The organism is Psychrilyobacter atlanticus DSM 19335 (assembly GCF_000426625.1).
GTDB lineage: Bacteria > Fusobacteriota > Fusobacteriia > Fusobacteriales > Fusobacteriaceae > Psychrilyobacter > Psychrilyobacter atlanticus.
In genome coordinates this window covers 1,059,457-1,074,190 of record NZ_KE384548.1, presented here as the reverse complement: position 1 = coordinate 1,074,190, position 14,734 = coordinate 1,059,457, and the positions used below count along the sequence as shown (strand labels likewise).

Here is a 14,734-nt window from a genome sequence, read left to right as displayed (position 1 = left end):
GTCTTTATTCATAAATCAAATTTCTAAAAAATTCATTGACGGCAGCGTCTATATCGATGTCTTTAATTTCTTCTACTTTTTTACCCATCTCATATTTAGAGTGTGCTATCAAATTTCCATCCTGATCATATTCTTTATATGTTCCGTGCCATTTTCCCTGGTCAAAATTTATCTCCTGATAGACCCTGCCGGAGCTGTAGTTCAGCATTGCTCCACTTAATTTATTGTTTTTATAATTACCGGTTTCTATAATGTTTTCTCCACGGGTAAATAATTCGTTTTTCCCTTCCCTTACAATGTTAGAAGGGAATTTTCCCTCTGTCATATGACCTTCAAAAATTTCACGGATCCAATAATATCTGCTTCTATCTTTTTTTACTGCCATAAAGAAAATCTCTTTTTCCCCCAGATTTTTTTTATAGATTCTTGCTCTATAAGCATTGACGTTTTCACTATTTTTCAGGAGATAGGCATGGGAAAAAGCTATCTGTCCATAACCTTTTAATTCCCCCAAATACTCCAGATTATCCCATTCAGTGGATTCATAAAGACTTTTAGGCTGACTGTGTTTATAGGAATCTATTTTTATCCTTGCACCGTCATTTTTCGTCAGATAAATCAGTTTTCCATTGGGGTTATATTCCTCTATTCTATATTTTCCTTCACTGCTTCTGGTACTTTTTTTTATGACTGCGGGGCCTAAATATTCCTTGGTTATATAGCTTCCATTTCCATTATAGATAGTTTCTTCTGTCAATTCCTTACTCTCCTGATCGTAGGTCCGACTTTCCTTTAATTTTCCTTCTGCATAGAGTTCTTCCTCTGTGCCACCTTCCCTTATCCACAGTCCTTCTTTTAAGTCATTGACGAATTTTCCCTTATAGCCATTGAGCCACCACTGTCCAGTTTTCTCTCCCATATCATATCTTCCATAGGTATGATACATCCTTTCAATAGTTTCCCAGTTGCCATGCTTTGTATCATCGATATAGGATCCTTCTTCATAGCCCTCACCATATGAGGATCTATATTTCCCTTGTTTCACATAATATGGAGGCTGATCTGTCTCTCGGCCTTCAAATATCGATGTCAATGAGAAAGATTCGACTTTTTCAAACTTTCCATAAATATTATCCCTGTACCTTCTGAGATAATAATCTGCTTTATCAGAAGATTTCACCTTATTTCCACTGTGATCATAATAACCTAAAAATTCTCCTTTTAAAAGATCTATCCCCTTATAGAAACTGTCTTTATCTGTCGGCCAAAATTCCAGGCTGCCATAATCTAGTGGAACTTTCCCTTTTAATTCTTTTTTTACCATAGAAGCATTTAAATTTTTAGTGTTTTTAAAGTGGTTATTTAAAAGGTTATTTAACCTGTTTAAACTTCCAAAAAAATAGGAAAAACGATCGTAACTTACACCGTAGGAGTAGATCTCATATTTATCTTTATATCTGGTGATCATAAATATTTCTTTGAGAGTATCTCCGCTGATCTCATGGAAAAATACACTTAAAATCTCCCTCTCTTCCTCAAAGGAATCTATAGGACTTTTTCTGCCAGTATTGTCATAGATAAAGATGTTATACCTGCCATCTCTTTTTTCAAATCGGAGTTCACTATCATCAATTTCTATCATATCTCCAAGAAAGGAATCTTTTTTATTTCCCTGAAGATATTTCAAAGAAATATTGGGATGAACTTTCCCAAATATACTAAGTGACCATAAGAACATTATTATCAATAATTTTTTCATGCTCCTTCCTCCTAATATCTAAAATAATCTTTAACTAAATCCTTGATCCTTCTAGACTTGTCGTTTTCAAAATGTTTTAGATATTTTCTAAAATATCTGTCCTTCGTTAAAACATTAACGGCTTCCAACCTTTTTTTATCTGGATAGGATCTTATAGTTTCGATTATATCAAGGTTCTGGATTAATAACCTTATAGATTCTGGGTTTTGATCTTCAATAAATTCAGCCAGTACAGGCTCCAATGGAAGGTTTAGATCTATTACAAGGGCTACAATCTCCTTTAATACCGCATTATCATATCGTCTTGAAAAGATTACCTTATACATATCGGACTTGGTTCTGAGATAAAAATTTAAAAATCTTTTTCTTAATTGGCTGTCCATATCTAAAAATGCATCTGCAATGGTATAGTGACTCCTAGTTTCAAAAAAATACTCCTCCTTCATAGAATTTATATGAGGTTCTACCACTTTAAAATCAGATTTTCCTTGAAAGTATCTCCCTATATCTTCAGATATTTGAGATTTTTTAAGTTCTATCGATTGATTATCACACTCTTTTTCAGGGATAACCACAATATTTAGGAGCGTGAATTCTTTGAGGGTATCAAATAAAATTTTTGTAATAAAATCTAATTCAGGGTGAAGTTTTTTGAGAAGTTTATAGTATGCAAATCGGATCTCTTCATATAGATAGGAAAGAACCTCTTCTAAAAGATCCATATTTTCTCTGACCAATCTATCCAAAAAATCTTGTTGACTCTGCTTACTACATTCTTCATTGTAAAAATACCCCTGCCAGGCCAGTATGTGGACTTTACTTATTCCGATCTTTTTAAGTTTGTCTACAAAGGAATCCATTCCATCAAAGATCTCATCGCTGTTATATCTACCTCTATATAATTTACTTATGGCGTTAATGCTTTTTACAGGGTTTCCATCCATAAAGAAATTAAGGATAAGTTTGTATTTCTCCTTTAGTTCGATTCCTTCTCCAGCTAAAAGATATATAGATTGGAGTATCTTCTGTCCTACTTCCCTGCTTTCATAGACGTTAAAATTTGATCCGGCAAAGTTATTATCTTCATCTTTTTGTAAGATTTTTCCATATTTGTCCCATGAATTTTTTTTGCCTTTCTCTATTCCTTCTTGGATCTCAGACCAGATCTCTTTATCGTGGTTATAATTTAAATTTTCTTCTAAACCTTCTACAAATATTTTTATTAGATTATCCTCCAGAAGATCTCTACTGAATTTAGTTAATCCATCATCTCTGTCTTTTTTGAAGTCTGTTTTTAGAATATCAGCTAATAAAACTATTAATTTAGCAGTCTTCTGAGGCTTTAATGTAATCTTTGGATTATATTCTGAACCCTCAAATAATTCTTCTACCTCTATTTTATCAATTACTTTCCCTTCCAAGATTTCTTCAAAGGTTGTAATAACTAACCGTTCATTGCTTTCCCTGATCTTCTCTATTAGGCTGGCTACTGCTAAAATTTCACCTCTATAGGGTGTTCTGGATCTTTTTATATAATTTTTTATATTCTTTTTTAACAAGAGTTCTATAGGAACAGGGTATCTCTCTTGCAAAGTTTCGTTATCTGTAACTTCGTATTCATCGATTAGTTCATCGATAAAATTTTCCTCAAAGGGTCTTCTGTCGAATAACTCAAATAAAAAATCAGTGAGCCTGAGGATAATATCGCCATAGACCTGGGTATAGGTATACATAAATTTGGTAAAGACTTTTTCAGTGAAATCATCTAAATTCTCCCATAAATCTTTTGTATTTTGGCACCAGCTGGGAATATACTTTTTTACAGGATAGTCAGAATTATGGATAAGTTCATATAGATCCTTACTATATAGATCATTTGTTGATCTTAGGATATCTCTGTCCCCGTCAGAGATAATATAGCTCCAAATCTCTACACCAAATTTAAACTCATTTATTATGAAGTTTTCCCAGGCTATTATCGGGTTGATACTGTTTTTTTTCATTGCCTCTTTCTTCTTTGCTATATAAATTAGTGGTTTCTCTGTAGTCTCTAAGATCTCTGTTTCTAAGGCACCAGCTTCTACATCCCCATTGTCATAGACGAAAAAATCAGAAAAATTAGTAGTTTCACCATCTTCATAGGTTTCATAATCAAATCTATCACTGATTAAACTCAGATAAAATTCATCCACTGGGTGCTCCACTTCTTCGTCATCACTATGTCGTGGTAAAAATGGATATTCCCTAAATCGTTCCTTCAAGGTTTCTTTAAACCATTCATATTCATCTTTATTTTCCCTGAACCAAGTAGTCATATTATTAAAAATTTGATTTCTTATTTCATAGTTATCTGAATAACAAAATAATTTTAATGTATCTCTGGATATTCCCATGTTCATAGTTAAATCTTGGATTGCATGGATTGCAAATGGGGCGTGTTCATCGTCCCAATAAGGGATTAGATAAAGACCGAGCAAATAGGTATATTCCGGGTATAATCTAACAAACCCATAGATGCTTCCCAATCCAATAAGGTTATTATCATCATCACTCCATAGCTCACTTGTATCGTTTACTTCCCTAGCATAATCGATTATCTCCTTGAAGACTTCTAAGATAAAATCTTTTAGCTCATCATACTCCATAGCTATAGCAAAAAATATCTCCTCATTGGTAGTTCCTCCATAAGAATACATCCAATATCCCTCAAAGGCCTTGAGAACCTTTTCAGAGCTTATCGTCTCTACTCTTAATTTGCTGCCATCTATTCCTACGAAGGACAGGTTTAAACATCCTCCATATCCATCGCTGTTAAGAGCTTCTCTATTTTTTATTGTCCCTGCATATTCTATCAATGCATTTTTAATGCTGGCTATACCATCTCTATCTACTTGAATTTCTATCATAAAAACTCCTATTATATTTAATTATCATAATTTTTACATTACCATAACAGGGATGGTCTGTTCATACAGTTCCTTCCCGTTGTGTGTAACTGTAAACTTCCAATGCCCTTCAAATAATTCCCCTTCCTCTGCCACAAAGCAAGAACTATTGTTTCTCCCTTTGAAAGCTATATCCGGCCATCTATCTGTATGGACTACCCTTCCTTCAAAATCTTTTACCTCTACACCTACAAATATATTGAGAGTTTGAGAGTTGTCTTTAAATAAATTATCGGCCAGAGTATAGACACACCCTATATAGCTCCCTATCTCAGCTTTTCGATTAAGTCTAGGTGGAGTCAGACTGATATTTATACCTGCTACAAAATCACTGGCAAATCCGAAAATTCCATAAGATTTAACCCATGCTCTTGGTTTTTTCTCCTGGTTTTTTTCAATGAGATCCTCCATCATATTTGAGTATGGGGGAACCAGGCTGGAGTCCCAGCTTTCTTGTAGGAAGTCGTTAAATAATTTCGTCCAATTTGGATAGGTTCCGGCAACAGCATATAGGATATCCAGTCCAAAAGTATATCCAGTTTCTACAAATAGAAAATCAGGAGTTTGAACACTTTGAGCTACTTTTACTATCTCCCATCCTATATCACTGGCCCTGTCTTCCATATTCAGCTCTATTAATTTTAATATAAATATAAATTCGGAACCGTGAGTTTTCCAATGGTTACTGTAATCATCATATAGACCTCTGCTTTTTAAATGGGAAATATCCAGTGGTTCTCCTGTACTTGTTTCTATTTTTAGTTTAAATTCTTTTAGGGATTTTTTTCTAAAGGTTCTTATGAGAGTTATTAACTCTATAGCAGCTTTCCTATACCTGTCAATTTCATTTTTTCCCATGTCTAAAACTATCCTATGCATACTGCCTCCCAGTAGATCGATACAGTTAAAAAAATATGATCTTTCATAATTTTTAATGTTATTCTGATATTTTATATTGATCTCTTTTATTCGATCTCATTAATTTTAATTGTTTCTTTCCATATTTTTTCTCGCTGCCTTTACCCACTGAATCTTTTCTAAGATTTCATGGACCTCTATCCTATTCATTAATTCTTTTGTATTATCTATCTCTAATTCATCTTCTATAAGTTGTTCTACATGTTGATTTCTCTCCTCTATAAAGGTTTCTACATAGGTCTTAAGGTCAGATTCATCACTTTTCAGGTGATTATCAAATATTCTGGCACTGAAATTTTCGATAAATAACTTATAGTTAGTTTCGTCCTCTATTATTGCACCTGCTAATTCTTCTCCAAGTTCTTCGTACTCCTCTTCAAATAGTTCAATTATGCAATGACTGGCAAAAAGGTGGGAAAATAATTTCAGTGAATTTATATCTTTATCCATTTTTTGAATAGTTTCACTGCCCAGCTCTAAATACCAGTGATCTTTCACTGTTAATGGCATCTCGTTTACAATAGTTCCAAGGTAATATGAATATTCTGGATAGAGATTGGATAATACATAGAAAGGAGTTTCATGTATATAGATAAACTCATTTTCATACATATGAGAGAGTTCTTCATCTGATATAATTGTATCCAGTATCTCCAATATCTTTTCCTTCCCGCCATCTATCTCTCCTAGAGCGAATAAATATGTCAGGTAGCTTTCATTAATATCCTCTTCATAAAATTCAAAGTCTAACTCCTTTTCTATATCTTCCAGGGTCCACTCTATAAACTCATCCTGAATTTTATTACCAAATTGAAGGATGAAACCTTCTACTTCCTCATTATACTCACTTATTTTTTTTACAGTTTCCCTGTCCCTTAACATATCTATCATCAGATCTGCCGTGTTTAATAACTCCTCTTCGTTTTTTATGTCTACAACTACCCTGTTTTCTTCCAATATTTTTTTCATAACTCCTCCACCCCTATATTTATCTAAGTATTTATGTCTCAATTTTTTCATCGATATTTGAAATTTTATTTGATTATTCCTCATACTTCTTTATGATACCGTCTCTGTATTCTAAGATGATGTTCTGACTATCTACGGAAAAACAGTTTTCTAAATCTTTTACTTCTCCTAATTCTTTTAAAAAGTTATAGTGTTTTGTTTCTTTTAATTTATCTTTTAGAGTCCCAGGGATAGAAGCTATCATATACATCGCTCTGGCACTATCACTGAGGGTTCTATATTCCAACCTTTTAACTATTTCCCCTGCACATAGGGAATCATCCAAAGAAAATTCACCGTTGGTTCCGGCACAAACGATTACTAAATCCTCACCTATTTCATTTATTTTTTTGCAGAGTAGATCCAGATTAAAAAAACTCCCTATGAAAATTTTCTTACCATAACTGCTGTTAACCAGTGCGTTTGTCCCATTTGAAGTAGTCATACAGATAATTTTTCCATGAACTATTTCAGATTTATATTCCAGGGGTGAGTTCCCCAGGTCAAAACCAACTATCTTAGTCCCATTTCTCTCTCCGCATCTTAAGATCCCTTTGAGATCTTTGGTATAAGAGATCAGTTTATTGATCTCTTTAAATGGTCTTATTTCTACAGCCCCATTGTTCATGGCTGTAAGCATAACACTGGTAGCTCTTAAAACATCAATTACCACAACTATTTTTCCCTCTACTCTGTCTTTTGTTACTTCATTGGCAGAAAATATTACATCTATATTCATAGTTAACTCCTCCAAAATTAAAATTATTCAATCTAGAGTATATACCATATTTAATCCTTTTTATAGACCCTGAAGATATAATTTTTTCAATTTATTTAGGTAAATTGAGTCTATAGGTATATTATAGCTGAGTGATGGATATTAAAAAAAACAAGAGGAGATTTTTATGAAAAAATCACTCTTGTTTTTAATTTTGTAAAAAAATAAAAAATCTTAAGTTTTGTAGTAGGGAGATCGTGGGAATTTTTTTATTTTCTGGAATCATATAAATGATTATTAGCTGTTTGTGTTTAATGGCTTATAATTATCAAAGATATTACTGATTTTTACTGATTTTTCCAAATCTTGATCCTGAGATTTTTCATTTTTCAAACCATCAGAAACCTTATTTGTATCATTATCAGTGGCAAAAGATAGTGATCCCATTACCAACATCATACCTAATATTATTTTTTTCATACCTATACCTCCGTATTATTCAATCGATTATTAAAAAAAATTAATTTATTAATTTATTTTAACATACTTTAACCTTTTAATGTGAAATAATTGTGAAGATTAAAGAAATAGATCAAAAAACGATAAAGTTATAAATAAATAGTCTAAATAAAAAAATTAAGTTATATTGAGGAGTAAATAAAAAAAGAACCTTTTAGAGTTCTCTTCTCAGAATCGAAAATTTATTTCATAAATTTATCGATTGCTTTATTTAATTTATTCAATGCTTCAGAATCATTATTTTTTACAGCATCTACTGTGCAGTGGCTGATGTGTTCCTTTAATATAATCTTTCCTGCATTATTAAGAGCCGAACGAACAGCTGCGATCTGTATCAGTATATCTTCACACTCTTTTTCTTCGCTGATCATTCTTTTGATAGCTTCAGTATGACCGATAATTCTAGAAAATCTATTGATCATTTGTTTTTGATTAGGATGACTTCCCATTTAAATCACTCCTTTCTTATAAAATAATAGTGTATCCGGCTACAAATCTATAGAACTCTTATTTTAATATACAATGATTATTATAAACTTACAACTATTTTATGTAGTTGATATCGGTTTCGGTTAAAGGTTTGACTTTGATAAACCTCAGTAGGAGAAGGGCACCCCGTAGGACTATGTCAGCAGCTATAGCCAGCCATACTCCTGTAATTCCCATATTTAATTTTATACCAAGGATGTATATTCCGGCTACTCTGATAAACCATATCCCAATAAATGTTATGTACATGGGATATTTAGTATCCCCGGCTCCCTGAAGTGCTGAAGTGATAACAAAGGTTGCGGCTAAAGCAGGCTGAACAAATGCAATTATTCTCAAGGCTTTTGAACCGTCTCTGATAATATTGGGATCTTCAGAGAAGATGTTGGTAAGATAGGGAGCAAAAATAAAAATTAGAACCCCTGCAATGCTCATAAAAATTACTGCCAGTATATAGCATATGATACCGGATTCTTTTGCGGATTTTATATCACCTTCTCCAAGCTGCTGCCCTACTAAAGTAGCAGCTACAACTCCAAATCCCATAGCAGGAAGGTAGGTAAAAGATTCGATAACTCCGGCAATATTATGGGCGGCATAGGTAGCTTCACTTATGGAGATGATCATAGATATATACAGCAGCTGTCCTGTCCGCATAATTAATTTTTCCATTGCAGCAGGAATACTTATAGTACTTATATCTTTTATAGTCTCCCAGTTCAGTTTAAATAATTTATTTTGTTTTAAAAAAATATTGGGTGATGATCTATCGGTATTACTCTTTTTAGAAACTGTTAAGGATTTCCATAGGAGGATAACTCCCACTCCTCTGGCAATAGTTGTAGCTATTCCGGCTCCTAAAAGACCTAACCCACTCCAGTTCCCTAAGCCGAAGATAAGAAAATAGTTAAGAACGGTATTTAAAATATTTACAATAAATCCAACTTTCATAGGAGTTTTGGTATCTTTGTTACTTCTCAATGCACTGGACAAGATCATAGAAAGGGAGATTAAAACTCCGGGAACGGCCACAGCCCAAAAATAAGGCAGGGTAATTTTAATAACATTGGAACTCAAACCCAATAAGGAGAGGAGAGATTTACCAAAAATTATATTAATCAATCCGCTGAGAAGACCTATTCCTACAGCTAAATTTATAGATTGGTGGAGGATATGATTGGTGTTTTTATAATCTTTCATTCCTATATTTCTGGTCATCAATGCACTGCATCCCACACTGACAGCCAGGAAAAAAGATATATATATATTCATAATACTATTGGAAGCACTGACCCCTGCCAGTGCTTCAGTACCAATTTTACCGATAAAAAATGTATCTATAAATCCTACAGATATCTGCATGGTATTTTCAAGGATAGCGGGGACAGCTAAAGCGATGATTATTTTAACAGACTGTAATTTTTCTTTCATAAAAAGCCTCCATCATTCTTTTGTATCCCCTAGGGGGGGATATGAAAGATATTACAACTAAAAAAAAGAAAAGTCAAGGTTAGATCTGGATGTTTATGAAGGGAATTTATTGTTTAAGTGGTAGATATATGTAGTAGTTTATAAATATTAAATAAAAAAAATGTAGTCTAGGGAGATTTTAATGAAAAAGATATATTGTGTTTTAACGATAATTATTTTAATAATAGTATTAATTTTAGGAGCTGTATTTAAAAATAAAAAAAGTATAAACATAGGTGTTATTAGCACTTTGTCAGGATTATATTCAGATCATGGAGTCGATGTATTAAACGGCGTAGTTATGGCTGCTGAAGATTTTAACAGAAAGCAGAAATTTTATGAGCCAAAGATCAATCTCATAATAAGGGATGATAAGCACGACGAAGAGTCTGCCAAAAAAGCCGCACATGAACTTATAGATAAAAAAGTAGCGGCCATAATAGGTCCTCTGACATCTAAGATGGCTCTGGCTATAAATAAAATAGGAGATGAAAGGGAGGTGTTGATAATAAGTCCTACAGTTACAACTACTGAGCTTTCAGGAATAGATGATTACTTTATAAGGCTGATTAGTTCAGATGAAAAAATTGCAGAATTAACAGCAAAAATATCCAAAGAACACTTTCATATGAAAAAAGTTTTAATAATTTATAGCGATGAAAATAAAAGTTATGCATCTTCATTTAAAAAAGGATATCTGAAAAATTTTTTAACAGATAAAGATAATATGAATAATTTCTATATTAAAACTAAAAATGATCTATTGGAGTCTTATTTTCCTAGTATAGAAGATGAAATAGGAGGAGTATTGTTAATTGAAAGTCCCCTAGATGCTGCAGAGACAGTTAAAAATATAAGGAAGCTGGATACTAATATACCCATCATCTCTTCTGACTGGGGATTTCACAAAGATTTTATAGTCTATGGAGGTAAATACATTGAGGGTACATACTTTATAACTGATTACGATGAAAATTTTTCAGGAGAAGAGTTTCAAAAATTTAAAAACAAATATCTGAAAAATTTTAATAAAAATATCAGTCCCTCTGCTCTTTTTGGGTATGAGAGTATGAATATTTTGTCGGGGGCTCTCAAGAGGTATAAAGGTATGAGCAGTAAGGAATTAAAAATAGAAATTTTATCGCCTGGATCAAATAAATTCTTTCTCCAGCCTGGAAAATTTGACAAGTATGGTGACCGGGAGAAAGAACTTTATATATTTCAGATAAAAAATAAAAAATTTAAAAAAATTGAACTGGGAAAATAATAAGTTTTGAGTGAGACTTTTTAAATTAATATTTGATGGGAGGTTTTTTTTGAAAATTACAAGCATAAAGCATCTTTTATTATATAAACTTATTTTAATGGTTATTCTTCCTATGTTTTTAGTAAATTGGCTGGTGCTGTCCATATCAGCAGCCAGTATAAAAAAAACTATACTCAGAAGAAATACAATGGTAGAAATAATGATAGATCATTTTTTTGAAGATTATGAGCATATATTAGATCAAACCAATAGAGTTCTTTCAAGGGAAGAGCTGAAAGAAGAAGAAAAAAATAACTATTTAAAGGTATGGAGGAAAAATTTTGAAGGAGTAGAGAAACTGGATATATTGGATTTAAATGGTGTCATCAAACACTCTTCTGTAGGAGAAGATGCAGGGGATGACATGTCTAATTTTAAATTTATAGAAAGAGCCGTGAATGAAAAAAAAGCCTCATGGTCGGAGTTTGAATTTTATTCTAGAAATGGAAAAGAACAAATTATGGTGGCAAAAAGATTCGATAAAAATATTTTAGTTGCTAATATAACTTTGAAAAGTTTCAGCAAAATTTTTAATAAGCTTGCTAAGAATAGCGGTAGTAAAATGTTTATTTTGGATAATGATGGAAATGCTATTTTTTATAATGTAGGAGAGATGAGCACCGAAAGGAAAAATGCCCTAAGATACAAATATATCTTCATGAAGAAAAATATGGGTAATAGTCAAGTGGATTTGATAAAAAAAGAGATATTCGATGATACAATAGAAAATTATTTAAAGATAAGAAAAACTGGATGGACTACTATCTTTATAGAGGAAGAGGGCAGAAAATTTATTTTTATCTGGGATTTTTATAAATATATAATTTTGATATTGGGATTATTCACCCTGCTAATGATATCTACTGTTTACTTCATAGTAAAAAAAATCTTGAATGATATAAAAAAATTGAAAAAAATAGCCGAGAAGGTCTCCAATGAAGAGTTACCGGAAAAGAAAAAATATAATATATCGGAGATAGAAAAGTTGGCAGATAAATTTCTAGAGATGGGGGAGATAGTATTAGAGCGAAAAAGGATCTTAAAGGAGAAGGTTTCTTTTCTTGAAACTTTATTGGATACAATTCCTGAACCTGTTTATTTTAAGGATGAAGAGTACAGATATTTAGGGTGCAATGAAACCTATGCCAAATATATTGGGATAAGAAAAGAAGAATTGCAGGGGAAAACTGTATACGATATATTTCCAAAGGATAGAGCAGACATGTATCACAGGGCCGATGAGGAACTTATGAAAACAGGAAAAGCTCAGTTATATGAAAGAAAACTTATAAATAAAATGGTTGGCTACGAAAGGGATGTAATATTTCATAAATCGATATTTAAAGATTTGGACGGAGAAAAAACCGGTATAATCGGAGTAGTGCAGGATATTACAAGTTTAAAAAAGGTAATGGAGGAATTAAAAACTCTTTCAATAATAGACACCCTTACAAAGATTTATAATAGACGTGGGTTTAATGAGTTATCCATTAAAAATTGGAAGGAAGCCATCAGGTATAAAAAAAAAGTTTCTATCATAATGGGAGATGTCGATAAATTTAAGCTTTATAACGACTATTATGGCCATCAGGCTGGAGATGAATGTTTAAGAAAAATTGCTAAGACCTTAAAAAGTTCATGTAAGAGACCTCTGGATATCGTTGGCCGCTATGGGGGAGAGGAGTTTATAATTCTTCTTTATGACACTGACTTAGAGGGGGCTGAAGTAGTTTCTGAAACTATAATAAAAAATATTACAAATTTAAATATAGAGCATATTAAATCAAAACATGGGAAAAAAGTTACAATCAGTCTAGGAGGAGCTTCTCTGATTCCAAAAGTTGGAGATAATATAGAAATACTTATAAATATGGCAGATAAGATGCTTTATAAAGCCAAAGAAAATGGGAGAAACAGAGTAGAACTATAAATTTTGATAGATAAAATATGAGTTATTTAATATAAAAAAATAGTGCACATATTTTGATTTCTTAATTGAAGGGAAAATAGAGTAAGAGGTATTAGGTAATAAAATTGGTGATGCATTTAAATTTATTTAATATTTGTATACCTTGGGAACAAAAAAAAGGAGGAAGTTATGCATAAATTAATAATAATTATATTTATATTAACTTTGTTGTCTGCCTGTAGTAATAAAAAAGAGGTAGATTTAAGAGATCATTCGTTGGAAGAGTTTTCTCTTGAAAAATACCTGGGTGAATGGGTTGAAGTCGCCAGGACAGACAATAAATTTGAGAGAGGATTAACAAAGGTAACAGCTAATTATTCCAAAGAAGGGAATAAGATTATAGCTGTCAATAGGGGGTGGAGTGAGGAAAAACAAAAATGGAAGATGAGTAAGGGATATATAAAAGAAACTCCTCAATCAGGGAGATTAAAGGTGTCTTTTTTCAGACCGTTTTATGGAAGTTATAATGTTCTTTATGTGGATGAGGACTATAGGTATGCTTTAGTTGGAGGAGGTAGAAGTAAATATTTGTGGGTATTGAGGAGAAGAGAGGCAGAGATGTCGGAGCAATTAGTGGAAGAATATTTAAATACAGCCAGAAGATTGGGGTACGATACAGAAGGAATGATTTTTTTACAAAAATAAATGAATAAATATATATATAAATGAATAAATATATATAAAGAGAGCTGTAACAGCTCTCTTTTTTACTGGATCAAAATATTTTTTAAAGGAATCGGGATGCTTCCTTTGATCTTACCCTTTTCTTTTTAAAATTATATAAGTTGCAGATAAGATCATTCCCCCACCTATAATTGTTGAGATTCCCGGCATTTCATTAAAAAATAGGCCTCCTAATATAACAGCTCCCAATGGATCTATATAGGATAAAACTCCTACATGCTGAACTTTTATCCTCTTTATTCCTTCAAAATAAAGGTTTAAAGCTATACACGTATGGATAACTCCGACTATAATCATTAAAGTCAGAGATCTGAGATTAAATGTATTCATATGTCTGATTACGGGTAAAAAAATCAATGAGGAGATTCCCATTTGAAATAAACTGATCTTGTGGGATGGAACATCTTTTAATTTTTTTACACTGATTGTAACTAAAGCATAAAAAAATGCTGCGATCAATCCATATCCAACACCTACTATGTTAAAATTACTGCCTTTTTGAGAACCCATCAAGGTCATTAAAATTATTCCTGAAAAACTTAATCCAACAGCAATTAAAGTTTTTTTATTGATACTTTCCTTCAATAGGAAAACAGAAAGCACAGTTACGATAACGGGAGCTACATAGTAACTCATTGTTGCGGAAGCTATAGTTGTAACTTTGATTGCCCGAAAAAAGAAAAACCAGTTGAGAGCAATAAATAATCCACTCATAGAAAGGATTAAATATTCTTTCAAGGATAATTTCTTATCACTATTATCTTTCTTTTTTGTAAATTTTAAACCTCCCAAGACTACAAATGCTATAAATACTCTAAAAAAAACGATAACCTCTGGAGGTTGATCAATATATCGTACAAATATTCCAACACTTCCCCATATAATCATTGATGATATCATCAATAGATATCCTATATTCATATCTTACTCCCCCTAAACTATATATTTA

At 32.2% G+C, this 14,734-nt stretch carries 12 protein-coding genes; 3 read left to right on the top strand and 9 right to left on the bottom strand.

All coding sequences use genetic code 11. From position 1 onward, the window contains the following. Positions 1–4: 4 nt before the first annotated feature. The 8 genes from K337_RS0117005 to K337_RS18965 all read right to left on the bottom strand — a co-directional run bounded on the left by K337_RS0117005 (position 5) and on the right by K337_RS18965 (position 9,787). On the bottom strand, positions 5–1,759 hold the full coding sequence (locus K337_RS0117005; protein WP_028857644.1) for a toxin-antitoxin system YwqK family antitoxin: 1,755 nt from the start codon (positions 1,757–1,759) through the stop codon (positions 5–7). Positions 1,760–1,770: 11 nt separating this feature from the next. Next, entirely contained in the window at positions 1,771–4,665 is a 2,895-nt protein-coding gene (locus K337_RS0117000) for a hypothetical protein (protein WP_028857643.1), read from the bottom strand. A 33-nt stretch (positions 4,666–4,698) separates the two neighbouring features. Beyond that, positions 4,699–5,583 carry a hypothetical protein gene (locus K337_RS0116995; RefSeq protein ID WP_028857642.1) on the bottom strand — a complete coding sequence of 295 codons (885 nt, stop codon included), beginning with the start codon at positions 5,581–5,583 and terminating at the stop codon, positions 4,699–4,701. Between the two features lie 105 nt (positions 5,584–5,688). Next, complete coding sequence (locus tag K337_RS0116990; protein ID WP_028857641.1) at positions 5,689–6,591, bottom strand: hypothetical protein; 903 nt, start codon at positions 6,589–6,591, stop codon at positions 5,689–5,691. Between the two features lie 73 nt (positions 6,592–6,664). Further along, entirely contained in the window at positions 6,665–7,369 is a 705-nt protein-coding gene (locus K337_RS0116985) for a 2-phosphosulfolactate phosphatase (RefSeq protein ID WP_028857640.1), read from the bottom strand. A 276-nt stretch (positions 7,370–7,645) separates the two neighbouring features. Beyond that, positions 7,646–7,828 carry a hypothetical protein gene (locus tag K337_RS0116980; RefSeq protein ID WP_028857639.1) on the bottom strand — a complete coding sequence of 61 codons (183 nt, stop codon included), beginning with the start codon at positions 7,826–7,828 and terminating at the stop codon, positions 7,646–7,648. 221 nt (positions 7,829–8,049) lie between these two features. Then, positions 8,050–8,316: a metal-sensing transcriptional repressor gene (locus K337_RS0116975; protein ID WP_028857638.1), complete on the bottom strand. Its 267-nt coding sequence runs from the start codon at positions 8,314–8,316 to the stop codon at positions 8,050–8,052. A gap of 94 nt (positions 8,317–8,410) precedes the next feature. Next, positions 8,411–9,787 (bottom strand): MATE family efflux transporter, encoded by a 1,377-nt coding sequence (locus K337_RS18965; protein WP_037030075.1) that lies wholly within the window; start codon positions 9,785–9,787, stop codon positions 8,411–8,413. Positions 9,788–9,968: 181 nt separating this feature from the next. Here K337_RS18965 and K337_RS0116965 point away from each other — a divergent pair, with 181 nt between their 5' ends. From K337_RS0116965 to K337_RS0116955, 3 genes are all read left to right on the top strand, one after another. Beyond that, positions 9,969–11,093, top strand: coding sequence for an ABC transporter substrate-binding protein (locus K337_RS0116965; protein ID WP_028857637.1), 1,125 nt, complete (start codon positions 9,969–9,971; stop codon positions 11,091–11,093). A gap of 49 nt (positions 11,094–11,142) precedes the next feature. Further along, the gene (locus K337_RS0116960) at positions 11,143–13,062 is read left to right on the top strand and encodes a sensor domain-containing diguanylate cyclase (RefSeq protein WP_028857636.1); all 1,920 of its coding nucleotides are present in this window, start codon (positions 11,143–11,145) and stop codon (positions 13,060–13,062) included. Positions 13,063–13,230: 168 nt separating this feature from the next. Then, entirely contained in the window at positions 13,231–13,746 is a 516-nt protein-coding gene (locus K337_RS0116955) for a lipocalin family protein (protein ID WP_028857635.1), read from the top strand. Between the two features lie 111 nt (positions 13,747–13,857). Here the strand turns inward: K337_RS0116955 and K337_RS0116950 are convergent, their stop codons facing one another. Then, positions 13,858–14,706 carry a DMT family transporter gene (locus K337_RS0116950; protein ID WP_028857634.1) on the bottom strand — a complete coding sequence of 283 codons (849 nt, stop codon included), beginning with the start codon at positions 14,704–14,706 and terminating at the stop codon, positions 13,858–13,860. Positions 14,707–14,734: the final 28 nt, after the last annotated feature.